The organism is Actinoallomurus bryophytorum, from assembly GCF_006716425.1.
Classification (GTDB): domain Bacteria; phylum Actinomycetota; class Actinomycetes; order Streptosporangiales; family Streptosporangiaceae; genus Actinoallomurus; species Actinoallomurus bryophytorum.
This window is the reverse complement of the sequence record NZ_VFOZ01000001.1, coordinates 7473854-7497625: the sequence shown is the minus strand read 5'-3', so window position 1 is coordinate 7497625 and position 23772 is coordinate 7473854. Positions and strand designations below refer to the sequence as shown.

Below are 23772 nucleotides of genomic sequence, written 5' to 3'. Positions count from 1 at the left end.
GTCCAGTCCATGTCCGAAATCCTCATGCCGCGCCTGTCCGACACCATGGAGGAAGGCGTCGTCAGCTCGTGGCACAAGAAGCCCGGCGACAAGGTCTCCGCGGGTGACGCGCTCGTCGACATCGAGACCGACAAGGCCCTGATGGAGTACGAGGCGTACGAGGACGGCGTCCTCGGCGAGATCCTCGTCGCCGAGGGAGGCTCGGCCACGATCGGCACCCCGATCGCGGTCCTGGTGACCGACGGATCCGCGCCGGCGGCCGCACCCGCCGAGGCGCCCGCCCAGGCTCCGGCCGCGAACGGCACCCCCGTCCGTACCGAGCCCGCGGCCCCGGCCGCCGAGGTGCCGGCGGCGCGGAACGGCCGTTCACGGCCGCCGTCGTCGCCGCTCGCACGGCGTATCGCACGGGAGAACGGTGTCGACCTCACCACGCTGACGGGGTCCGGCCCCGGCGGCCGCATCATCCGGGCGGACGTGGAGGCGGCGACCCTGCAGACCGCCGTCCTGTCCACCCAGGCCGTGGTGCCCCCCGCCCCGCCGTCCGCTCCGCCCGCCGCGACGGCGCCCGCCGAGGCCGCACGCCCGCAGGACGCGGACACCGAGCAGGTGCCGCTGAGCCGGATCCGCAAGGTGACCGCGCGCCGCCTCGCCGAGAGCATGCGCACGGCGCCGCACTTCTACCTGACGCGCGTCGTCGACGTGGAGGAGCTGCTCGCCTTCCGCGCCACTCTCAACACCGCACTGGCACCCGCCAAGGTCAGCGTCAACGACCTGATCGTGAAGGCCTGCGCCACGGCACTGCGTGCCAACCCCGTCCTGAACGTCTCCTTCACCGAGGAAGCTCTCCTCGTGCACAAGCGGGTGCACATCGGCGTGGCGGTCGCGCTGGAAGAGGGACTGGTCGTCCCCGTGATCAGGGACGCGGACCGCAAGAGCGTCTCCCAGCTCGGCGCCGAGACGCGTGAGCTCGCGGGACGGGCACGCGAGCAGCGGCTCACCCCGCAGGAGATGTCCGGCGGCACGTTCACCGTGAGCAACCTGGGCATGTTCGGCGTGGACGCCTTCACGGCCGTCATCAACCCGCCCGAGGCGGCCATCCTGGCCGTCGGCGCGACCCGCAAGGACGTGGTCTTCCGCGATGGCGAGGTCATCCCTCGCGACCGGATGACCCTGACGCTGTCGATCGACCACCGCGCCTGTGACGGCGCGACCGGCGCGGCGTTCCTCGGCCAGCTCACCGACCTGCTGGAGAACCCTTTCCGCATCGTCGCCTGAGCGGCCCGAAAAGCAGGGGTGCCCCGCCTCGTGAAGAACCACAGACGGGGCACCCCGCACCACATCGGCCCGGTAAAGGTCAGGCGAAGGCCCAGGCGAACACGTGCAGCGTGCCCGAACCCGCCTTGGGCGCGTTGAGCGTGACGCTCTTGACCTGCTTGGACGGGTCGAGACCGATCGGCGTGGCGCCGAACACGTAGATGTTGATCTCCTGCTTCCCTCCGTCGGAGGTGTTGCGGTACGGCGTCTTGGCGACGGTCTCGTTGCCGTACTTCGGCGGGTACGCGTCGGCGCCGAGCGCCCAGTCGCTGAACTCCAGCGCACTGGAGGCCGTCGACCCGTCGGTGTAGGTGATCGTGACCGTGGACGGCGCGTCACCGTTGCCGCCCGCCCCCAGGAACGCCCGCGGGAGCGCTCGGCAGGTCGACCACCTGGCCGCTCGCCTGCACGTTGTCGAGCTGACCGGGTCTGCGGTTCGGCCAGGTGAAGGTGAAACCGTTCCACGCGACCGGCTGCCCGGCCTTGAGGCCCTCCGCGGCGAGCGCCTGGGCCGAGTAGCTCCAGCCGCCGCCGTCGAAGTTGGCCTGCCCGGCCTTGCCGTCGTCGGAGATGCCGGCGTTGTTCTGGTACCACTCGATCGTGCCGCGCCGGGCGACGTTGATCGTCATCCCGCTCGCCCCGACCGAGGCGCCCGACGCGGTGAGCTCGAACGGCACCGAGTAGTAGTCCGGCTTGGTGCCGGCGGCCACCGAGACGGTCACCTTCTGGTCGGCGCGGCCGGCGTCGGCGACCTCCAGCGTGCCCGATGACGGCGTCACGGTGATGCCGTCGGGCGGCTTGGCCGTCCAGGTGACCGTGCCGCCCTTGCCGATCGCCTGTACGCGCAGGGTCGCCTCGGCCGACTCACCGGGTTCGAGCGAGGTCATCCCGGGCGAGATCGCCGACAGGTAGGGCTTCGCCCCCGTGCCGAACGAGGGCGGCGCGTCGCCCGGGTCGCTGCCGAACGCGGTGTTCGGCTGGGCGCCCATCGTGAAGTCCAGCCTCCCGCCGGAGGCGACGAAGGACTCCGGCAGCCAGGCGCGCGTGGTCGCCTTCCCTCCGACCTTGAGCGACCGCACGTAGTAGTTCGCGTCGGAGGCCCCGGGCGCGTTGATCGTGATCTTCTGGCCGCTCGACCGTCTCACCGTGATCTTGGGGAACTCCGGGCTGTTCAGCACCATCTCGGCGCGGCCCGGGATGGCGGGGTACATGCCGAGCCCGGCGAACACCCGCCAGGCCGACATCGTGCCGAGGTCGTCGTTGCCGACCAGGCCGTCCGGCCCGGGCTTGAACAGCTTCGTACGGGCCCGCGCGACCACGTCCTGGGTCTTGTACGGCTGGCCGGCCCAGGCGTACAGCCACGGCGTCTGCAGCGAAGGTTCGTTGCCCAGATAGGCGTAGGGCTTCTGCGACCCGGCGTTGAGCTCGGTGAAGAACGTGTCCAGCCGCCCGGCCGCCTTGTCGCGGCCGCCCATGGCGCCGAACAGTCCCGCGACGTCGGAGTAGGTCATCCAGTGGTACTGCGAGCCGTTGCCCTCGACGTACCAGCCGGGGTCGGCCGGGTCGAACGGGGACAGGAACGAACCGTCGCCGAAGCGCGGCTGGATCCAGTCGTTCAGCGGGTTGTAGATCGTCTCCCAGGCGTGCGAGCGCTTCATGAACTCCTGGTACGTGCCGTTCTCGCCGAGCCGCTGGGCGAGCTGGGCGATGCCGAAGTCGGCCAGGCCGTACTCCAGGGTCGTCGCCGGGTCGCCCGGCACGTACCCCAGCTTGAGGTAGTCGGCGTTCCCGGACCGCTCGGTGTAGCCGGTGGCCTTGTCCTCGCCGACCCGGTTCGCGCCCTTGACCATGGCGGCCAGCGCGCCGCCGGCGTCGAAGTCGCGCGCGCCGAAGGCGTACATGGTCGAGATGATCGAGTGGTACGGGTCGCCGTTCATGACGCCGGTGATGGTGTTCTGGTGCGACCAGCGGTCCCAGACGTCCCCGACCGAGTGCGCGTCGTTGTACATCGACTGGGCGATGTCGGCCCCGACGTCCGGGGCGAGCAGGGCGATGAGCTGCGCCTCACTGCGGTAGATGTCCCAGCCGGAGAACGTCGCGTACTGGTGGTGGCCCTTCTTGACCTTGTGGGTGCGGAAGTCGAACCCGGTGTAGGTGCCGTCGGCGTCGTCGAAGACGTAGGGCTGGAGCATCGCGTGGTAGAGCGCCGTGTAGAAGGTCCTCAGCGGGTCGGCCGCGCCGCCCTCGACCTTGATCTGGCGCAGCCGCTTCTCCCAGGCCTTGTGCGCGGCGGTGCTGACCGCGGCGTACCCCTTGTTCCCGACCTCGGCGCCGAGGTTCTGCCGGGCGCCGTCGACGCTCACGTAGGACAGGCCGGTGCGCATCTGCACCGGCCTGTTCCTGCTCGTGTCGAACTGCAGGTAGACGCCGGAGCCGGGGCCCTTGACGTTGACGTCCTGCGCGGAGAGCCGCGCCGTGGACGGCGGTATGGGCCTGCCCTCGGGCCCGTTGTGGATCCGTCCGAAGATCTTCTGGGTCTGCTGCGGGACCTTGGCCGGCGCCCTGCCGCGTACGTCCGCGTCGCCGGGCTCGACCGAGTCGTCCTTCCAGGTGCCGTACGCCGTGAAGGGCTGGTCGAACGTAGCGTGGAAGTACACGTAGTAGCGCGTGTCGGAGCCGCAGAAGCCGCCGGTCTTGGCCCACCCGTAGACGGTGTTGCCCTTCACGGTGGCCTCGGCATCGTCCACACCGTTGATCGAGCCGGTCACGTTGAGCAGCAGCGTGCCCACCTTGTCGGCGGGGAAGGTGAACCTGGCCACGCCGGCGCGCTGGGTGGCGGTCAGCTCCGTCTTGACGCCCGTGTCGGTGGTCATGGCGTACGAGCCGGGTGACGCCTGCTCGTTGGCGTGCTGGAAGGTCTGGACGTAGTCCGTGCCGTGCGTCGCGGGCGAGTTCTTGATCGGCCCGGAGAAGGGGATGACCGGGAAGTCCTGGGCTCCGGTGCAGCCGGGTCCGGAGATGTGGGTCATGCTGAAGCCGCGAAGGCGGTTGTCCTCGTACTTGTAGCCGCCGCCGGAGGTACGGACGGTGTCGGGGCTCCACTGCATCATCCCGAACGGCATCACCGCGCCGGGGAAGTCCATCCCGGCGCCGCCGCCGTGGCCGAAGTCGGGTCCGCCGTCCTGCGTGCCCACGAACGGGTTGACGTAGGAGGCCGGGTCTAACGCGGCCGCCGCCGCCGGGAGTGCCGGCAGGGCCAGAGAGGTGAGAGCCAGGCAGAGCATCCCTGCGAGGCGGTTACGCGTACGTCTGAGCACTGCTGCTCCTCTGCAGGCGGGTCGAGAGGGCACCGGCCGCGCTGGCGGGGGCCACCACAGAACGCGATCGTGACAACGTTGTCACGGTCGGATTGTTGATCCCCTTGACCGCCCAGTCAAGGGCCGGTACCGGCCAATACGCAGCACGGAAGCCACCTGCGCCGGTCGCCGCGCCGGAACGCCGGTAAAGGTGCCTGGTGAGCGATCTGCCGTGCCTCAGCCGGGGCCGTAGGGGCCCTGCGGCCGGAAGGGGCCGGGAGGCGGCGGGCCGAAGGAGGGACCCGGCTGCAGGAAGCCCGACTGGTCCGGCCCGGCCCACGGCGGGCTGAGGGGGCGGGTCGGCCGCAGCTGGAAGGCCTGACGCGCCACGTGCATGAGGTTCATCAGGTCGAGCCGGCGTCGGTAGAACCAGGCCGGCTCCGCCACCCCGCGCTCGGCGCGCTGGTGGAGCAGCGCGAGCTCGGTCGCCGCCAGCTGGTAGTCGCCCATCGCGCGGGCGGCGCCGTTGCCCCCGGCCATCCGGGCCCACTGCCGGGCCCGGCGCCGCAACCCGATGTTGCCGAGCATGTGGACGTCCTGCGGCGTGACGAGGCCGGTCGAGGCGTACATCGGCAGATGCAGCCGGATGAGGCGTACGGTCTGGCGCCGCTCGTGGGTCACGATGACGATCAGGCCGACCAGGATGCAAAAATCTATGCCGTACGCGACGGTCAGGCCCTTGAGGCCGAAGGCGGTCGAGAAGTTCCAGGCGCCGTGCAGGATCATCGCCCCGCACAGGCCCGCGATGGGCGCGGCGACGCGCGCGGCGCCACGGTGCAACGCCGCGTACGCCACCCCGAGCCCGGTCATCGAGGTGAAGAGCGGATGCCCGAACGGGGAGATCAGCCCGCGCATGATGAACACGGCCTCGAGGTTGTGCTGGTCGATCGCCCGCATGTAGTAGCCGATGTTCTCCATCATCGCGAAGCCGAGCGCGACCATGGCGGCGTAGATGATGCCGTCGGTCAGGCCGTCGAGCTCGTGGCGGCGGAACCACAGGAACCCGAACAGCACGGCGCCCTTGAGCGACTCCTCGACCAGCGGGGCGCCGATGGAGGCGGTGACAAGCTCCCCGCGGTCGCCGAAGACCGGTTTGGTCAGCAGCTCATAGCCGGCGGTGTTGAGCAACAGCGCCCCCAGCACGGCGACGCCCGCGCCCCACATGAAGGCGAACACCAGGGCGCGCCAGGGTTCGGGTTCGAGCCGGTCCAGCATGAGCACCAGGGAGATGAGCAGCGGCACCGGCAGGATCGCCAGGATGAACCCGATGATGAAGGGAGCACCGTTGAGCGCGTCGATGCCCAGCACGATGAGCGCGCAGAGCGACGAGACGATGAGTCCGACGATCAGGCCGAGCGGTGCTCGTCCGGGCATGCGGCCTTCGAGGACCGCCTTGGGGTCAACACGCGCCATGCCGTGACAGTAACCCTCAGTGGAGGAGCGGGTCGATCGCGACGGCGAGGAACAGCAGCGCGAGGTAGGCGTTCGACAGGTGGAAGTAGCGCATCGGCTTGAGCAGAGCGCCGGTCGCTCCCGCGCGCACCCGGCCCAGCAGCCGGAAGGCCTCCGTGAGAGAGACCACGCCGAGCAGTGCCGCGACGATCGGGTAGAAGATCGTCGTGTGCGCGACCGGCCACAGGGCCAGCGAGCAGGCCAGGGTCACCCACGTGTAGACGATGACCTCGATCGCCACGCGGCGTTCGGTGGCCACCACCGGCAGCATCGGGACGTTCGCGGCGGCGTAGTCGTCGCGGTAGCGCATGGCGAGCGTCCAGGTGTGCGGCGGCGTCCAGAAGAACACCACCAGGAACAGCACCACGGGCGTCCAGGACAGGCTGTCGGTCAGCGCCGACCAGCCGATCATGACGGGCATGCAGCCGGCGATGCCGCCCCACACGACGTTCTGGGAGGTGCGCCGCTTGAGCAGCAGGGAGTAGACGAAGACGTAGAACAGGATCGCGAAGACCGACATGCCGGCGGCGAGCCAGTTGAGCGCCAGGCCGAGGAAGGCCGTCGAGAGCACCGCGAGGACGGTGCCGAAGATCAGGGTCTCGCGCGGCGACACCTGCACCATCGGCAGCGGCCTGCGCCGCGTACGGCGCATCTTGGCGTCGATGTCGCGGTCGATGTAGCAGTTGAGCGCGTTGGCGCTGCCGGCCGAGAGCATGCCGCCCGTGAGCGTCGCGACGACCGGCCACAGCGGCGGGAGGCCTCCGGCGGCGAGGAACATCACCGGCAGCGTGGTGATCAGCAGCAGCTCGATGATCCGGGGCTTCGTCAGCGCCACGTAGGCACGCAGGAGCGCGCCGAGCGGACGGCGGCCGGGAGCCGCCGGCGTAGGCGTCCGGACGGGGCGGTTGATGACCACCGTCACGGGACGTCCACCGGCGCGTTCGCGACATGAAGGGGCACTGTGACTAATCCTCGAATCTTTACTGCCACTTGGGTTAATTCCGGGCCCTATGCATCACCGGCACCGGCCGCGACATCACTGTAGTCCCGGTGTACGCACACCCCCTCACCGGGGTGGGCCGACCCACCGTACGGCGCGGGGTTGAAGGGCGGAATCGGGGGAAATGCGGAAGAGAAGCCTGCCGTTAAGGAACCTGGACTCCCGCATCCGGTGATATCTCCGGGCGATAGGCTCGCTGAAGACCCCAGAGTGGCCAGACCACGGTGTTCTTTCGCCCCAGAGGGCGGTCGCGGGGGGCATGCATGTAGCCGAGAGGAGCCTGGAGCGTCTCGTGAGTACGGATTCCGACAACACCTTCGCATGGACCGAGCTGGACGACAGGGCCGTGGACACGGTCCGCGCGCTCGCCATGGACGCCGTCGAGGAGGCGGGCTCGGGTCATCCCGGGACCGCGATGAGCCTGGCACCGGCCGCCTATCTTCTTTTCCAGCGGCTGCTGGAGAACGACCCCACCGACCCCGGCTGGACCGGGCGCGACCGCTTCGTGCTGTCCGCGGGCCACAGCAGCCTGACGCTGTACATCCAGCTCTACCTGTCCGGCTACGGCCTGACACTCGATGACCTCAGGTCGCTCCGCAAGTGGGGCAGCCTCACCCCGGGTCACCCCGAGCACGGCCACACCATCGGTGTCGAGACCACCACCGGACCGCTGGGCCAGGGCCTCGGCAACGCGGTCGGCATGGCGATGGCGGCGCGCCGCGAGCGCGGCCTGTTCGACCCGGACGCCTCCCCCGGCGACAGCCCGTTCGACCACCACATCTACGCGATCGCCTCCGACGGTGACATCGAAGAGGGCATCAGCCACGAGGTCAGCTCCCTCGCGGGCCACCAGAAGCTCGGCAACCTCATCGTCATCTACGACGACAACCACATCTCCATCGAGGACGACACCCAGATCGCCAAGTCCGAGGACGTCGCCGCGCGCTACGAGGCGTACGGCTGGCACGTCCAGCGGATCGACTGGACCGCCGGTGGCGAGTACAAGGAGGACCCCGAGGCCCTCCACCAGGCGCTGCTGGCCGCCAGGGAGGAGACCGGACGGCCGTCGCTGATCTCCCTGCGCACCATCATCGGCTGGCCGGCGCCCAAGCTGCAGAACACCGGCAAGGCGCACGGCGCGGCACTCGGCGCCGACGAGGTCGCGGCCACCAAGCGGGTGCTCGGCCTGAACCCGGACAAGACCTTCGACGTCGCCGACGACGTGCTCGAGCACGCACGCAAGGTGATCGAGCGCGGCCGTGAGGCGCACGCCCAGTGGAACAAGCGCTATGAGTCCTGGCGTGAGGCCAACCCGGAGCGGGCGTCGGACTTCGACCGCATCCGCGCGCGCCGCCTGCCCGACGGCTGGACCGCCAAGCTGCCGGAGTTCGAGGCCGGCAAGGGCGTCGCGACCCGCGCGGCCTCCGGTGAGGTCCTTGCCGCGATCGGGCCGGTGCTCCCGGAGCTGTGGGGCGGCTCGGCCGACCTGGCGGGCAGCAACAACACCACGATGAAGGGCGAGCCGTCCTTCATTCCCGAGGAGTACCAGACCAAGGACTTCCCGGGTGGCCCCTACGGCCGCACGCTGCACTTCGGCATCCGTGAGCACGGCATGGGCTCGATCATGAACGGCATCGCCCTGCACGGCGGCACCCGGCCGTACGGCGGCACGTTCCTGGTCTTCAGCGACTACATGCGCCCGGCCGTACGCCTGGCGGCGCTGATGCACCTGCCGGTGACCTATGTGTGGACGCACGACTCGATCGGGCTCGGCGAGGACGGGCCGACGCACCAGCCGGTCGAACACCTGTGGGCGCTGCGCGCGATCCCGGGACTGGACGTCGTACGGCCCGCGGACGCCAACGAGACGGCCGTCGCCTGGCGGACGATCCTCGAGAACACCGACCGTCCCGCGGGCCTGGCGCTCACCAGGCAGAAGGTCCCGACCTGGGACCGTTCGGAGTTCGCCTCGGCCGAGGGCACGGCCAAGGGCGGCTACGTCCTGGCCGACGCGTCCAACGGCCGGCCGGACGTCATCTTGATCGCCACCGGCAGTGAGGTGCAGATCGCCGTCGAGGCCCGTGCGCTCCTCGAGGGTGAGGGCACGCCGACGCGTGTGGTCTCGATGCCGTCCGTGGAGTGGTTCGAGGAGCAGGACGAGGCGTACAAGCAGCAGGTGCTGCCGCCGTCCGTACGCGCGCGGGTGTCCGTCGAGGCGGGCATCGCCCTCGGGTGGCGCACCTACGTCGGCGACGCCGGCGAGAGCGTGAGCCTGGAGCACTTCGGCGCCTCCGCCGACTACGAGACCTTGTACCGGCAGTTCGGCCTGACGGCCGACCGTGTCGTGACCGCGGCGCGCGCCAGCCTCACGAAGCTGAACGTGACCGGCCATGGTTCGACGACGGGAAGTTGAGGAGAGCACATGAGCGACAACCTGAAGAAGCTCTCGAATGAGGGCGTCTCCATCTGGCTGGACGACATCAGCCGTGAGCGCCTGCGTACCGGCAACCTCGCGGACCTGATCCGCGACAAGCAGGTCGTCGGCGTGACGTCCAACCCGACGATCTTCGCCAAGGCCCTGAGCAAGGGGTCCGCCTACGACGAGCAGGTCCGCGACCTGACCATCCGCGGTGTCGACGTCGAGGAGGCCTCACGGTCCATCACGACGTACGACATCCGCTGGGCGGCCGACGTGCTGCGGCCCGTCTACGACCGCACCGACGGCGTCGACGGCCGGGTGTCGATCGAGGTCGACCCGCGACTGGCCAATGACACCGAAAAGACCGCCGCCGAGGCCAAGGCCCTGTGGTGGATGGTGGACCGGCCGAACCTCTTCATCAAGATCCCGGCGACGCTCGCCGGCCTGCCGGCGATCACCGCCACCCTGGCCGAGGGCATCAGCGTGAACGTCACCCTGATCTTCTCGCTGGAGCGCTACGGCCAGGTCATCGACGCGTTCTTCGAGGGACTGGAGAAGGCACGGGCGAACGGCCACGACGTGTCGAAGATCGACTCGGTCGCGTCGTTCTTCGTCAGCCGCGTGGACACCGAGATCGACAAGCGGCTGGACAAGCTCGGCAACTCCGACCTGCTCGGCAAGGCCGGGGTCGCCAACGCACGCCTGGCGTACGAGCTGTTCGAGAACAAGTCCGCGACGGACCGCTGGACCGCGCTGAAGGACGCCGGCGCCCGGCCGCAGCGTCCTCTGTGGGCCTCGACCGGTGTGAAGAACCCCGACTACCGCGACACCATGTACGTCGAGGACCTCGTGGCGCCGCAGACCGTCAACACGATGCCGGAGGCGACTCTGGACTCGGTCGCCGACCACGGCCGGATCGACGGCGACACCGTGCGGGGCCACTACGACGAGGCCCACGCGCACATGGCCGCGCTCAAGGAGGCCGGGGTCGACTACGACGACGTCGTACGCGTCCTGGAGGAGGAGGGTGTGGAGAAGTTCGAGGCGTCCTGGATCGAGCTGCTCGACACCATCAAGACCGAGCTGCAGGACAAGGCCGGCTAGGCGAGGTATCGGTGCGCCCCCGAACGGGCAGGACCAGCCTGAAAGACGGGGTCGACCAGGAGGCACTGTGACCTTGCGAGTGAGTGGCGGTGGAGTTTCCGTAACCGTCCAGGGTGACGCGGTCGGCGAGGCCGACGGCATCCTCGAGCGGCTGGCGGCCGATGGGGTTCCCGCCGCTCTCATGGCCGGGAACTCCAGCCTGTGGGGTCCTGATGTGGCGGAGGAGGCGGCCGGACGGCTCGGCTGGGTGCACGCACCCGAGCGGTCGCGCCGGCTGCTCCCCCGCCTGGCCGAGCTGTCGGCGCGGTTCGCCGGGCGCCACGTGGTGCTCGCCGGTACGGGCGGCGCCTCGCTGGCCGCGCAGATCATCGCCCGTACCCACGGCGCGGACCTGACGCTGCTCGACACGACCGATCCCCACCAGGTCGGCCGGGCACTCGACTTCGGTGTCTCGCGTACGGTCCTGGTCGTCTCCGGTCCGGAGACGGTCGAGACCGATGGCGTCCGCCGCGTCTTCGAGCGGGCGTTCCGCGAGGCGTCCATCGACCCGGCCGAGCGCGTCGTCGTCGTGGCCACGCCCGGTTCTCCGCTGGAGGCCTCGGCGCTGCGGGCCGGCTACGAGGTGGTCACCGCCGACGCCGAGCTGGACGGCTGCTTCGGGGCGCTGAGCGCGTACGCGCTGGTGCCGGCGGCGCTGGCCGGGGTCGACGTGGGGCGGCTGCTCGACGAGGCCGAGGCGCTGGTCCCCGCGCTGGGCCTGGCCTATGACAACCCCGGGCTGGTGCTCGGCGCCGCGCTGGGCACCTCGGCCGCGAGCGGCCGCGACAAGCTCGTCATCGCCGACAACGGCTCAGGCCTGAACGCCTTCGGCGGCTGGGTCGAACAACTGGTCGCCGAGTCGACCGGCAAGCACGGCTCCGGCATCGTGCCGGTGGTCGTGGAGGACCTGACAGCGCCCGGTTTCGGCTTCGGCGCCGACGTACGCCGGCTGGTGCTCGGCGACCGCGCCGAGGGCGTCGGGCTCGCCGTGTCCGGTCCGCTGGGCGCGCAGTTCCTGCTGTGGGAGTACGCCGCGGCCGTCGCGTGCCGGGTCATCGGCGTCAGCCCGTTCGACCGGCCCGCCGTACGCGAGTCCGAAGACTCGGTCGCGGGCCTGCTGCGGGGTTCGGAGGACGGCGAGGCACCCATCATCGTCGGCTGCGAGCCGGCACTGGTGGACGGCGACGTCGAGGTGCACGCCCCCGAGGAGCTGCTGGCCGGCGCCAAGGATCTCCAGGACGTCTTCGACGCGCTGGCGTACGCGGTGCCCTCTCACGGCTATCTGGCGATCATGGCCTATCTCGACCAGGGTGACGCGACGGCCCGGCTGCGGACACCGCTCGCCCGGCGGGTCGCCGACGCGCGTGACGCCCAGGTGACGTTCGGATGGGGCCCGCGGCTGCTGCACTCCGTCGGGCAACTCCACAAGGACGGTCCCGCCGGCGGCGTGTTCCTGCAGATCACCGGGGCGGCCGACGACGATCTCGAGGTACCCGGCCGCCCCTACTCTCTGGCCACGCTGCAGCTCGCCCAGGCGTTCGGTGACCTGCGGGCGCTGCGCTCGCGCGGCCTGCCGGTCCTGCGGCTGCACCTGCGCGACCGCGCGGCCGGCCTGGCAAGGCTGGAGTCCGCCCTGGGCGGCTGACCGGGAGGCCGACGGCATACCTCCCGACTGGTCCGCTTTTAGTTGCATTTACCAGGTATTCAGGCCCACAGACCAACAGCAACTGGAACGATCGGGGAGGCACGTCATGTCGGGTGATATGACGTGCATTGGACAATGGAACAATGCGGAAGGCCGGCGCCCGCGACGGCGTACGTTTTCGCCGACGGGGGGAAGATCGTGCAGGACATGATGGTTCCCGATAGTGGTCATCGGGCCGTCAGGACGCCGATGGCCGGATACGCACGAGCGGCGGGCGGCATCGCCCGCGGCCGCAGGGCCCGGTCCGCCGGGCGCCACTGCCCAGGAAGGACGGGGATGTCGGGCATGACTTGGCCCACCGCACCAGCCGGAACGCAGGACGGAGACAACCGATGACGCAGATCGAGACTGCGCTCAACCCGCTCCGCGATCCCCGCGACAAGCGTCTGCCGCGCGTCGCCGGGCCATGTGTGCTCGTGCTGTTCGGGGTGACCGGCGACCTGGCGCGCAAGAAGCTGCTGCCCGCGATCTACGACCTGGCCAACCGCGGCCTGCTGCCGCCCGGTTTCGCGGTCGTCGGCTTCGCGCGCCGCGACTGGGAGCATCAGGACTTCCGGCAGGTCGCGCACGACGCGGTGAAGGAGCACGCGCGGACGCCGTTCCGCGAGGAGGTCTGGAACCAGCTCAGCGAGGGCATCCACTTCGTGCCCGGCACCTTCGACGACGACGAGGCCTTCGAGCTGCTGGCCACGACGGTGCGCGAGCTGGACGAAAAGCGCGGCACCGGTGGCAACTACGCGTTCTACCTGTCGATCCCGCCGAAGTTCTTCCAGGACGTCGTCAAGCAGCTGCAGCGCAGCGGCCTCTCGAAGCCGTCGGAGGACTCCTGGCGGCGCGTGGTGATCGAAAAGCCGTTCGGTCACGACCTGGCCAGTGCCCAGGAGTTGAACCACATCCTGCACGAGGTCTTCCCCGAGGAGTCGATCTTCCGGATCGACCACTACCTCGGTAAGGAGACGGTGCAGAACATCCTGGCCCTGCGCTTCGCCAACACGCTGTACGAGCCGATCTGGAACCGCTCCTACGTCGACCACGTGCAGATCACGATGGCCGAGGACATCGGCATCGGCGGCCGTGCCGGCTACTTCGACGGCATCGGCGCGGCCCGTGACGTGATCCAGAACCACCTGCTCCAGCTCCTCGCGCTGACCGCGATGGAGGAGCCGGTCTCCTTCGACGCCGAGTCCGTGCGCGCGGAGAAGGCGAAGATCCTCTCGGCCGTCCGGCTGCCCCCCGACCTGGACACCTACACGGTGCGCGGCCAGTACGCCGCGGGCTGGCAGGGCGGTGTGAAGGTGCCCGGTTTCCGCGAGGAGGAGGGCATCGCGCGCGGCTCACGCACGGACACCTACGCGGCGATGCGGCTGGACATCGACACGCGCCGCTGGGCGGGCGTGCCGTTCTACCTGCGGACCGGCAAGCGGCTGCCGCGGCGCGCCACCGAGGTGGCGCTGATGTTCCAGAAGGCCCCGCACCTGCCGTTCTCGCAGACCGACACCGAAGAGCTCGGCCAGAACGCCCTGATCATCAGGGTGCAGCCGGACGAGGGCGTGACCCTGCGCTTCGGCTCGAAGGTCCCGGGCACCTCGATGGAGGTGCGCGACGTCAACATGGACTTCGACTACGGCGAGTCGTTCACCGAATCCTCGCCCGAGGCGTACGAACGGCTGCTGCTGGACGTGCTGATCGGCGACCCGCCGCTGTTCCCCCGCCAGGAGGAGGTCGAGCTGTCCTGGAAGATCCTCGACCCGGTCGAGGAGTACTGGGAGAAGCACGGCGAACCCCAGGACTACCCCTCGGGGACCTGGGGCCCGACTGTGGCGGACGAGATGATGGCCCGTGACGGCCGAGCGTGGAGGCGACTCTAAGGATGATCATCGATCTCGCGAACACCACCACCCGCAAGATCCAGGAGGCGCTGAGCGCGACGCGGCACCGGATGGGCGGGCCCGCCACGGGCAAGGTGCTGACGCTGATCGTCGTGACCGACGAGGCCGCGCAGTACGACGCGATCCGTGCCTCGGCCGAGGTCGCGCGTGAGCACCCGTGCCGGATCATCGGGGTCATCGCCCGCGGCGGCGCGAGCGAGTCACGCTTCGACGCCGAGGTGCGCGTCGGTGAGTCCGGCCCCGGTGAGACCGTTCTCCTGCGGCTGTACGGCCAGCTCGCCCAGCACGCCGACTCGGTCGTGCTGCCGCTGCTGGTGCCCGACACACCCGTCGTCACCTGGTGGCCCGGCAGCGCGCCCGCCAAGCCCAGCGACGAGCCGCTCGGCGGCCTCGCGCAGCGCCGGGTGACCGACGCGATGGGCGGCAGCGACCCGCTCGGCACGCTGAAGCAGCTGGCCAAGGGTTACCGGCCGGGCGACACCGACTTCGCGTGGGCCCGGATCACCCCGTGGCGTTCTCTGCTCGCCGCCGCGCTCGACCAGCCGCACGCCGACGTGACCGGGGTGAAGATCGAGGGCGAGGGTGAGAACCCGAGCGGCGCGCTGCTCGGCGGCTGGCTGTCGCAGCGCCTCGGCGTACCCGCCGACGTCAGCCCGTCCGCGGGCCCGGGCATCACGGCCGTGCGCCTGGCCACCAAGGCGGGCGAGATCGCGGTCACGCGGCCGGACGGCCGGGTCGCGACCCTGTCCCGCTACGACCAGCCCGACCGCCAGGTGGCGCTGCAGCGGCGGTCGACGGCCGACCTGCTGGCCGAGGAGCTGCGCCGTCTCGACCCGGACGAGGTCTACCACGACTCCGTGGAGCGCTTCGCCAAGTCCGCCGAGGTGACGACCTCCGAACCGGAGCCGGCCGCGAAGCCGAAGCCGAGGGCGAAAAAGCCGTGACGGTCCCGACCGTCGTCGTCCACCGTGACCAGGAGATCCTCGCCAAGGCGGTCGCGGCGCGGCTGGTGACACGGCTGGTGGACGTCCAGTCCGCACGCGGCGGCGCGCATGTCGTCCTGACCGGCGGCGGTGTTGGCACCGCCGCCCTGGCCGAGGTGGCCGCGACCCCGGCGCATGCCGCCGTGGACTGGGACCATCTGGACATCTGGTGGGGTGACGAGCGCTTCCTGCCAGCAGGGCACGAAGAGCGGAACGAGACCGGGGCCCGCGCGGTCCTGCTCGACCGGATGCATGTCGACGAGCGCCGCGTGCACCCGATGCCCGCGGCCGAGGAGGGTTTGAGCCCCGAGGACGCGGCGGAGCTCTACGCGTCCGAGCTCCGGGCGGCGACCCATCCGGACGATCACGGAGAGGTCCCCTCCTTCGACGTGCTGATGCTGGGCCTCGGCCCGGACGCCCACGTGGCGTCGCTGTTCCCCGGCATGCCGGCGCTCTACGAGCGCCGCCCGGTGGTGGCGGTACGCGGTGCGCCCAAGCCGCCGCCGAACCGCGTGACCCTCACGCTGCCGGCGATCCAGACGGCACGCGAGGTGTGGATCATCGCGGCCGGTGAGTCGAAGGCCAAGGCCGTCCGGCTCGCCCTGTCCGACGCCGGCCCGGTGCAGGTGCCCGGCGCCGGCGCCCGCGGCCGCCAGCGCACGCTGTTCCTGCTCGACCGGGCCGCCGCCAAGGAGCTCCCTGCGGAGATCGCCCGCCCCGCCTCCCCCTGACCTGCCGGTGAGCTGGGCGGACTCCGGTGCCATAGTGGGGGAATGAAGGCGGTCGTCTTTCACGGGCCACGCGACGTGCGCGTGGAGCGGGTACCCGACCCTCAGATCGAAGCCGCGACCGACGTCCTGGTCAAGATCACGACTACCGGCATCTGCGGGTCGGATCTGCACATGTACGAGGGCCGTACCGGCCTCGAACCCGGACGCGTCCTCGGTCACGAGAACCTCGGCAAGGTGGTCGAGATCGGCGCCGCCGTCGAGGAGGTCCAGGTCGGCGACCGGGTGTGCGTGCCCTTCAACGTCAGCTGCGGCTACTGCAAGAACTGCGAGCGCGGGCTCACCGCGTTCTGCCTCACCATGAACCCCTTCGGCGCGGGCGCGGCGTACGGGTTCGACGGGCTGGGCCCCTACAACGGCGGGCAGGCCGAGTACCTGCGCGTCCCGCACGGTGACTTCAACTGTCTGCGGCTGCCGAGCGACAGGGCGCTGAAGGAGACCGACTATGTGATGTGCGCGGACATCTTCCCGACCGGCTACCACGCGACCCACCTGGCGGGCGTACGGCCGGGAGAGTCCGTCGTGATCTACGGCGCCGGCCCGGTGGGGCTCATGGCGGCGTACTCCGCGCTCATCAAGGGCGCCGACCGCGTGATGGTGGTCGACGCGCATACCGAGCGGCTGCGGATCGCCGAGGAGATCGGGGCGATCCCGATCGATGACCGGAAGGCCCCGCCGGTCGAGCAGGTGCTCGACCTGACCGACGGCGAAGGCGCCGACCGGGGGTGCGAGTGCGTGGGCTTCCAGGCCCACGACCCCGACGGCATCGAGCACCCGAGCATGACCCTGAACGACCTGGTCCGCTCGGTACGTCCCACCGGCACCTTCGGCGTCGTCGGCGTCTTCCTGCCCCAGGACCCCGGAGCGTGCGACGAGGTCTCCAAGCACGGCGAGATGCTTTTCGACTTCGGGGACTTCTGGTGGAAGGGCCAGGCGATGGCCACCGGCCAGTGCAACGTCAAGACCTACAACCGCCACCTGCGTGATCTCATCGCGGACGACAAGGCCGCGCCGTCCTTCGTCGTCTCCCACGAGCTGTCACTGGACGAGGCACCGGAGGCGTACCGCCACTTCGACGCCCGGGAGAACGGCTGGACCAAGGTGGTCCTGCATCCGTGACCGCGTCAGCTCGCGCGGCGCAGCAGGGTGATCATGCGCCAGGCGTGCGGTGAGCCGAGCGTCACCTCCGGGTCGAAGTCCCCGTACTGGGCCTCGACGGTGAGGCCGCCGGTGAGACGGATGGCGGCCGTCAGCTCGGTCGCGGTCCAGAACCGGTAGGGCACGATCCCCTCGATCACCTCGCCGCCGTCGATCGCGATGGTCACGCGGTCGCGGACGACCTGGGTGATCGGGTCCAGCTCGTCCCAGGGCTCGCCCCACCGCACGTGCGCGTTCACGCCGTCCTTCTCGACCGTCCAGGCGTTCGAGACCCGCGGCGTGTCACCGAGCCGGTCTGCCGGATGGCTCATCTCGATGATCGCGAGTCCCCCGCCGGCGAGGTGCTCGCGGACACACGTCAGGTAGGCGACGAAGTCGTCCAGCGTCATCAGGTGCGCGGTCGAGTCCAGCATCGTGATGACCAGGTCGAAGCGGCGGCCGAGCCGGAACCCGGTCATGTCGGCCTGGACCACCTCCAGGGGCAGTCCGCTCCCACGCTCACGCGCGTACGCGCACATCGCCGGGCTGAGGTCGAGGGCGGTGGCCGGCACGCCCCGGCGGGCGAACTCCCGTGCGTGCTCGGCCGGGCCCGCGGCGAGCTCGAGGACGTCGCGCGACTCACCCGCCCAGCTCCGCAGGGCGTCCACCTCGGCGCTCACGTCACGGAACGAGCAGGCCAGCTCGTACGCCCGCGGATGGTCATAGATCACCGCTCAATCGTCGCAGAGTTGACCGGATGCGCCGTACCGGGCAGGCTCGGCGCCGATGGAGCCGGACCGGGGACTGAGCGTCGGCGCCGCACTCGCCGACGTGGCGGGTGTGGGGCCGTTCTTCGCCATGGACACCGATCCGGACACCGCCGATCATCCGCTGTGGCGGCCGTTCACCGCGTTGTGCGGCCGTGCCCTGCCCGACCAGATCGCGGCGGTACGCAGCCGGCTCGGCACCGACGAGGCACGCGTGGCCGCGTCACTGTTGTTCCAGGGCATCGCGGGTCGCCTGTGGTCACCGGTCCTGGCCGTCGCGGCCGCGCACGGCGTGGTGCCGGACCTGGACCCGGCTCACCTGTACTGGCGCGCGATGTCGCCGGGGCCGGTGCTGCTGTCGGCGCCGGAGGCTCGCGGGCTGCCCGCGGACGCCACCGCCGTACGCCGGGTGGTGGTCGAACGCCACCTGCGCCCGCTGGCCGAGGCCGTACGCGCGGTGACACCGGTCGCGGAGGGCCTGCTGTGGGGCAATGCCGCCTCGGCCCTGACCGGCGCGCTGGCCGTCCTGGTACGGGCGAGGCCGGGGTCTTCGGAGGCGGCCTCCCGGCTCGTCGGGGACCTGCTGGACCTGCCGCCGCTCGAGGACACCGGCGCGCTGGGCCCGTTCGGCTTCCGCCGCCGCAGCTGCTGCCTGTACTACCGGGTGCCCGGTGGGGGCCTGTGCGGCGACTGCGCCCTGCTGTGACCCCTGGCTACGTGCGGGGCGGCGGTGTGCCGGCGATGTCGTGGATGAGGCCGTAGTCGCGTGCCTGCTCGGCCGTGAGCATCCGGCCCTGCCGCGCGTCCTCGCGGATCTCGTCGGCCTCACGGCCGGTGATCTCGGCCAGCCGGACGTAGAAGGCGTCCACCTTGCGGCGGTGCTCCTCCTCGTGGATCGCGACGTCGGAGGCCGGCCCCTCGGCGCGCGTGCGCGGCTCGGTCAGCAGGAGCGTCGCGTGCGGGGTCATCTCGCGGTGCCGGGCGGCGGTGAGGATCGCCAGGGCGGGGCCGCCCGCCTGGCCGATCACGAGGACGTCGACCGGGCACGAGAGGACGCCCATGGTGTCCGCGACGGCGAACGCGGCCTCCAGGTCGGCGTCGGGAGCGCGCAGGTGCAGGGCGATGGGCCCGTCGCCGGTCCCGTCGAGCATGATCAGCCTGGCCGACAGGTCGATGGCCAGGTCCCCCTCGATCCGGCCGTTCGCCACCACGATGCGCCGGTCGAACAGCAGGTCGGCGGCGCTCGGCGTGGCGGGCATGCCCCGTGGCGGCTCGTCACGGGGGTCACCTCGCGACGGCTCATGCGGGAACTCGGGCGGAAACGACGGCATTGTCATACGACCATCCCCTCGCGGACTCCGTTCCCGACGATAGTCCCGGCGGGGCCCTGATCCCTACGCGGCTTCGCCGAGGGCGGATTCGGAGCGCCGGAGGACACGTGCCACCGCGGGCTCGATACGGTGCTGTCCGTGATCGACGAGCCGCGTCTCCCCTCCCTCCACCCGGACGAGCTGAACGACGAGCAGCGTGATGTCTATCGGGCGATCGTGGGCGGACCACGCCCGGCGAACGTCTTCTCCTTCCTGGATGACGAAGGCCGGCTGCTGGGCCCGTTCAACGCGATGCTGCACAGCCCGGTCGTCGGCGGGCCCCTGCAGGAGCTCGGCGCCGCGCTGCGCTTCCGTACGAGCTTCACCAAGCGAGAGCGGGAGATCGCGACGCTGGTCGTGGCCGCACGGCTCCGTTCGGACTATGAGTGGTACGCCCACGAGCGGATCGGCCGCCGGGCCGGCCTGACCGACGCCGAGCTGACCGCACTGCGCACGGGCGCGGACCCGGTACTGGCCGACGCGCGCGAACGCATCGTCCACGAGGTGGCGCGTGCGCTCGCCGCGGACGGCGACCTGAGCGCCTCGATGTTCACCGAGGCCACCGCGTCCCTCGGCCGCGCCGCCGTGGTCGAACTGGTGACGCTCGTCGGTTACTACTCCGCACTGGCCCTGCAGCTGCGGGTGTTCCGCGTCGGCCTGCCCGGCGGCGAGACGCCGCCGCCCTGGGAGCCCGGCCCGGCTTCGTAGCGCGCCTATGCCGCACGCGACCGGCGACTACGTCTGCCTGCGGGCCGACGGCGCGCACGTCAACGGAGAACAACAATGACCACGACCATCGACAAGATCGCCTGGATCCACCTGGAAGCCGGCAAGATCCTCAGCACCCGCTCACGCGGCAAGGACGTCTACTACCTCCCCGGCGGAAAACGAGAGCCCGGCGAAACCGACATCGACACCCTCGCCCGTGAGATAGACGAGGAACTCGCCGTCACCATCATCTCCGCCACGGCCAGGCATCTGGGCACGTTCCAGGCCCAGGCACACGGCCACGCCGACGGCGTCACCGTCCAGATGACCTGCTACACCGCCGACCACCACGGAACACCGGTCGCCAGCAGCGAGATCGAAGAACTCACCTGGCTCTCCTACCGCGACCGCGACCACGTGTCTCCCGTCGACCAGATCATCTTCGACCACCTGCACCGAACCGGCCAACTCCACTGATCCTGGCCCAGCGAACCCAGTGACAGCTGCTCACCGCGGGCGGCGGACGCCCAGGGCGCGCCGCTCTCACGGCCGGGTACGCCATGTGGGCCGACGTCCATGCGGTAACGCTGACACGGCGGGTGGAGGGCCGGTTCACCCTCCACCCGCACGTACGGGTGTCTCAGCGGGCGGCGGACCAGCCGGGCATCGGGAAGCCGTTCAGGAGGTCCTGGATCTCCGCCGCGATCCGGTCGAGGGCGGGCCGGTCCTCCGCCGCCGTGACCGCGCGGTCGATCCACTCGGCGACCGACGCCATGTGCTCCTCGGTGAGGCCGCGGGTCGTGATGGCGGCGGTGCCGAGCCGCATCCCGGAGGGGTTCCAGGGCTTGCGCGGGTCGAAGGGCACGGTGTTGAAGTTCAGCTCGATGCCGGCCAGGTCGAGCGCCTTGGCGGCCGGCTTGCCGCCGATCCCCCTGTTCGTCAGGTCGATGAGGATCAGGTGGTTGTCGGTGCCGCCGGAGACGAGGTCGAAGCCGCGCTCGGTGAGCGCGGTGGCCAGGGCGCCGGCGTTCGCGACGATCCGCCGCGCGTAGTCGCGGAAGCCCGGCTCCGCCGCCTCCTTGAGCGCCACGGCGATCGCGGCGGTCGTGTGGTTGTGCGGGCCGCCCTGCAGGCCGGGGAAGATCGCCTTGTCGATGGCGGTCGCGTGCTCCTCGGTCGTCAGGATCATGGCGCCACGCGGGCCGCGCAGCGTCTTGTGCGTCGTGGTGGTGATGACGTCGGCGTACCCGGCCGGAGACGGATGCGCTCCCCCGGCGACGAGGCCGGCGATGTGCGCGATGTCGGCGGCGAGTACGGCACCGGTCTCGCGGGCGATCTCGGCGAACGCCGGGAAGTCGATCGTGCGCGGAATCGCCGTGCCGCCGCAGAAGATGACCTTCGGGCTCTCCTTGCGCGCGATGTCGCGTACCTCGTCCATGTCGACGCGGCCGGTCTGGCGGCCGACGCCGTAGTGCACCGGGCGCAGCCACTTGCCGGTGATGGACACCGGCGACCCGTGCGTCAGGTGACCGCCGTGGGCGAGTTCGAGCGACATGAAGGTGTCTCCCGGCTTCATGAAGGCCAGGTACACGGCGAGGTTGGCGGGCGAGCCGGAGTAGGGCTGGACGTTCGCGTGCGGGACGCCGAAGAGGGTACGCGCACGCTCCTGTGCGAGCTCCTCGATCGGGTCCACGAGCTGCTGGCCCTCGTAGTAGCGCTTGCCCGGGTAGCCCTCGGAGTACTTGTTGGTGAGGACCGAGCCGGTGGCCTCCAGCACGGCGGGCGAGACGTAGTTCTCCGACGCGATGAGCCGGATCTTGTCGTGCTGGCGCGTGGCCTCCGCCTCGACCAGGGCGGCGAGGTCAGGGTCGGTGGCGCTGAGATGAGAAAGAGACGGCTGGTGCATGGGAGAACTCCTCGACAGGAGCGGCACCCAGGCGCGCGGTGCCGTACTCGTCGCTCCCCGGTGGTGAGCTCCACCTCGATGCGCCAGTCGCAAGGTCACCCATGTTAGCCGGACCGCGGGTCTCCGGTCCTCGAATCGGCGGCTCCGGCACAATGCGAACGGCCCGGCGTACGCCGAAGCGTGCACCGGGCCGGACGCGTGACGTGCTAGTTGCGCGCGCGTGCCATCGCAGCCTGGATGGCGGCGCGCTCGTTGCGGAGCTTGGAGAGGGCCTCTTCGAGGATGGCCTCGCCGTCGGCGTCGCTGCGCCGCTCCTTGACGTACGCAAGGTGCGTCTTGTACGGCTCGTTGCGCGGGGGCGCAGGGGGGTTCTGGGGGTCCTTGCCGGCGGGGAAACCGCACCGGGGGCAGTCCCACTGGTCAGGTACGGCGACGTCGGTCGCGAAACTCGGCCGAGACTCGTGCCGGTTGGCGCAGTAGAACGTCACCCACACACGCGGCGCCGCTTCACCGCGCTCGGCCTCTCCCATCGGGCCAGCACCGACACGGCTACCCCGAATGGCGTTGCCACTACCCACGGACTACTCCTCGCTATTCTGCCGCCGCAATAGGGGCGCGACGGCCGTCAATACTGCCGGTATGTCTGCGTCGCGTCTCAGCCGTGGTGGCCGTGCGCGAACAGCAGGCCCAAGGCGATGATCGACGCGAACCAGATGACACCCGTGCCGATCGTGAGCCGGTCGAGGTTGCGCTCGACCACGGACGACCCGCCCAGCGAAGAGCTGATACCGCCACCGAACAGATCCGACAGGCCACCGCCCTTGCCCTTGTGAAGGAGGACGAGCAACACCATCAGCGAGCTCGTGATGATGAGGACGATGGAAGTTCCGATGATCACAGCAGTTCAGCGCTTTCGTGATTCACCCCGCGGGGTGCGGGGAATATTCGCGTATTCAGGTCATCCGATCCGAGGGTACGTCAGTACCCCCGCCAGTCTCAGCAGAAACGCTCAGTACGTAACCGAGATCAGGCAAGTCGCTCACGGAACCGGCAGATCTTGATGAACTCACCGGCATCGAGGCTGGCGCCCCCGACGAGGGCTCCGTCGATGTCGGACTCAGCCATGATCCCGGCGATGTTGTCACTTTTGACGGAACCGCCGTAGAGGATGCGTACCTGATCGGCGAGATCTCCACTGTACAGCTCGGCGAGGCGTGTGCGGATCGCACCGCACACCTCCTGCGCGTCGTCCGGCGTGGCGACCTCTCCGGTGCCGATCGCCCACACCGGCTCGTACGCGATGACGACCTGGCGCGCCAACTCGGCGGACACCTTCTCCAGGGCCCCGTCGAGCTGGGAGAGGCAGTGCGAGAGGTGCCCGTCGGCCTGGCGGATCTCCAGGCCCTCGCCGATACACAGGATCGGCGTCAGCTCGTGCTTGAAGGCCGCCTTCACCTTCGCGTTGACCAGCGTGTCGTCCTCGCCGTGGTGCTGGCGGCGCTCAGAGTGCCCGGCGAGCACGTAGGTGCAGCCGAGCTTGGCGAGCATCAGCGCCGACACCTCGCCGGTGTAGGCGCCCTTCTCGTGCGCCGAGACGTCCTGAGCGCCGTACGTGAGCTCCAGCCGGTCGGCGTCCACCAGCGTCTGCACGCTGCGGAGGTCGGTGAACGGCGGCAGCACCGTGATGTCGGCGACCGCGTAGTCGGCCTCCTTGAGGCCGAACGCCAGCTTCTGGACGTGCGCGATGGCCTCGAGATGGGTGAGGTTCATCTTCCAGTTGCCGGCGATCAGCGGCTTGCGGCCCCCGTCGCCAGGGGCACTCTTCGGCGCCACGG

21 protein-coding genes and 1 riboswitch are annotated in these 23772 nt (G+C 70.4%); of the genes, 12 read left to right on the top strand and 9 right to left on the bottom strand.

Annotation, left to right across the window (positions count from 1 at the left end; all coding sequences use genetic code 11):
• The first annotated feature begins 9 nt into the window (after positions 1-9).
• Positions 10-1275 (top strand): dihydrolipoamide acetyltransferase family protein, encoded by a 1266-nt coding sequence (locus tag FB559_RS34710; protein WP_185792543.1) that lies wholly within the window; start codon positions 10-12, stop codon positions 1273-1275.
• 200 nt (positions 1276-1475) lie between these two features.
• The gene (locus FB559_RS44980) at positions 1476-1625 is read left to right on the top strand and encodes a hypothetical protein (protein WP_221640326.1); all 150 of its coding nucleotides are present in this window, start codon (positions 1476-1478) and stop codon (positions 1623-1625) included.
• A 24-nt stretch (positions 1626-1649) separates the two neighbouring features.
• On the opposite strand, the gene FB559_RS34705 is transcribed toward FB559_RS44980, so the two are convergent.
• The 3 genes from FB559_RS34705 to FB559_RS34695 form a co-directional block, all read right to left on the bottom strand.
• Positions 1650-4631, bottom strand: coding sequence for a GH92 family glycosyl hydrolase (locus FB559_RS34705; protein WP_221640325.1), 2982 nt, complete (start codon positions 4629-4631; stop codon positions 1650-1652).
• 216 nt (positions 4632-4847) lie between these two features.
• A complete protein-coding gene (locus FB559_RS34700; protein ID WP_141961149.1) occupies positions 4848-6083 on the bottom strand; it encodes a PrsW family intramembrane metalloprotease in 1236 nt (411 codons plus the stop codon).
• 16 nt (positions 6084-6099) lie between these two features.
• Complete coding sequence (locus FB559_RS34695) at positions 6100-7044, bottom strand: heme o synthase (RefSeq protein WP_141961148.1); 945 nt, start codon at positions 7042-7044, stop codon at positions 6100-6102.
• 370 nt (positions 7045-7414) lie between these two features.
• Between FB559_RS34695 and tkt the strand changes: the two genes are divergently transcribed.
• The 7 genes from tkt to FB559_RS34660 all read left to right on the top strand — a co-directional run bounded on the left by tkt (position 7415) and on the right by FB559_RS34660 (position 17168).
• The gene (tkt, locus tag FB559_RS34690) at positions 7415-9535 is read left to right on the top strand and encodes a transketolase (RefSeq protein WP_141961147.1); all 2121 of its coding nucleotides are present in this window, start codon (positions 7415-7417) and stop codon (positions 9533-9535) included.
• A gap of 9 nt (positions 9536-9544) precedes the next feature.
• Positions 9545-10645: a transaldolase gene (gene tal / locus FB559_RS34685; protein WP_141961146.1), complete on the top strand. Its 1101-nt coding sequence runs from the start codon at positions 9545-9547 to the stop codon at positions 10643-10645.
• 67 nt (positions 10646-10712) lie between these two features.
• Positions 10713-12329, top strand: coding sequence for a glucose-6-phosphate isomerase (locus FB559_RS34680; RefSeq protein WP_185792541.1), 1617 nt, complete (start codon positions 10713-10715; stop codon positions 12327-12329).
• 392 nt (positions 12330-12721) lie between these two features.
• The gene (gene zwf / locus FB559_RS34675) at positions 12722-14257 is read left to right on the top strand and encodes a glucose-6-phosphate dehydrogenase (protein WP_141961145.1); all 1536 of its coding nucleotides are present in this window, start codon (positions 12722-12724) and stop codon (positions 14255-14257) included.
• Between the two features lie 2 nt (positions 14258-14259).
• The gene (locus FB559_RS34670) at positions 14260-15222 is read left to right on the top strand and encodes a glucose-6-phosphate dehydrogenase assembly protein OpcA (RefSeq protein WP_141961144.1); all 963 of its coding nucleotides are present in this window, start codon (positions 14260-14262) and stop codon (positions 15220-15222) included.
• Entirely contained in the window at positions 15219-15992 is a 774-nt protein-coding gene (gene pgl, locus FB559_RS34665) for a 6-phosphogluconolactonase (protein ID WP_141961143.1), read from the top strand. The genes FB559_RS34670 and pgl overlap by 4 nt, the downstream gene beginning before the upstream one ends.
• 42 nt (positions 15993-16034) lie before the next feature.
• Positions 16035-17168, top strand: coding sequence for a glutathione-independent formaldehyde dehydrogenase (locus tag FB559_RS34660; protein WP_141961142.1), 1134 nt, complete (start codon positions 16035-16037; stop codon positions 17166-17168).
• Between the two features lie 5 nt (positions 17169-17173).
• On the opposite strand, the gene FB559_RS34655 is transcribed toward FB559_RS34660, so the two are convergent.
• Positions 17174-17917: a class I SAM-dependent methyltransferase gene (locus FB559_RS34655; protein ID WP_141961141.1), complete on the bottom strand. Its 744-nt coding sequence runs from the start codon at positions 17915-17917 to the stop codon at positions 17174-17176.
• A 55-nt stretch (positions 17918-17972) separates the two neighbouring features.
• On the opposite strand from FB559_RS34655, the gene FB559_RS34650 reads away from it, so the two are divergent.
• Entirely contained in the window at positions 17973-18659 is a 687-nt protein-coding gene (locus FB559_RS34650) for a (2Fe-2S)-binding protein (protein ID WP_141961140.1), read from the top strand.
• Positions 18660-18666: 7 nt separating this feature from the next.
• Here FB559_RS34650 and FB559_RS34645 read toward each other — a convergent pair whose 3' ends face one another.
• Positions 18667-19290, bottom strand: coding sequence for an ATP-dependent Clp protease proteolytic subunit (locus tag FB559_RS34645; RefSeq protein ID WP_141961139.1), 624 nt, complete (start codon positions 19288-19290; stop codon positions 18667-18669).
• 132 nt (positions 19291-19422) lie between these two features.
• Here FB559_RS34645 and FB559_RS34640 point away from each other — a divergent pair, with 132 nt between their 5' ends.
• Both FB559_RS34640 and FB559_RS34635 read left to right on the top strand, forming a co-directional pair.
• A complete protein-coding gene (locus tag FB559_RS34640) occupies positions 19423-20031 on the top strand; it encodes a carboxymuconolactone decarboxylase family protein (protein WP_246122316.1) in 609 nt (202 codons plus the stop codon).
• A gap of 75 nt (positions 20032-20106) precedes the next feature.
• Positions 20107-20508 (top strand): NUDIX hydrolase, encoded by a 402-nt coding sequence (locus FB559_RS34635; protein ID WP_141961137.1) that lies wholly within the window; start codon positions 20107-20109, stop codon positions 20506-20508.
• A gap of 163 nt (positions 20509-20671) precedes the next feature.
• Here FB559_RS34635 and FB559_RS34630 read toward each other — a convergent pair whose 3' ends face one another.
• The 4 genes from FB559_RS34630 to tpiA form a co-directional block, all read right to left on the bottom strand.
• Positions 20672-21937 (bottom strand): serine hydroxymethyltransferase, encoded by a 1266-nt coding sequence (locus FB559_RS34630; RefSeq protein ID WP_141961136.1) that lies wholly within the window; start codon positions 21935-21937, stop codon positions 20672-20674.
• Between the two features lie 18 nt (positions 21938-21955).
• A riboswitch (ZMP/ZTP riboswitch) is annotated at positions 21956-22038 on the bottom strand.
• Positions 22039-22143: 105 nt separating this feature from the next.
• A complete protein-coding gene (locus FB559_RS34625) occupies positions 22144-22515 on the bottom strand; it encodes an RNA polymerase-binding protein RbpA (RefSeq protein ID WP_141961135.1) in 372 nt (123 codons plus the stop codon).
• A gap of 77 nt (positions 22516-22592) precedes the next feature.
• On the bottom strand, positions 22593-22835 hold the full coding sequence (secG, locus tag FB559_RS34620) for a preprotein translocase subunit SecG (RefSeq protein ID WP_141961134.1): 243 nt from the start codon (positions 22833-22835) through the stop codon (positions 22593-22595).
• 128 nt (positions 22836-22963) lie between these two features.
• Positions 22964-23770, bottom strand: a complete 807-nt coding sequence (gene tpiA, locus FB559_RS34615; RefSeq protein WP_281286313.1) for a triose-phosphate isomerase — start codon at positions 23768-23770, stop codon at positions 22964-22966.
• Positions 23771-23772 lie beyond the last annotated feature (2 nt).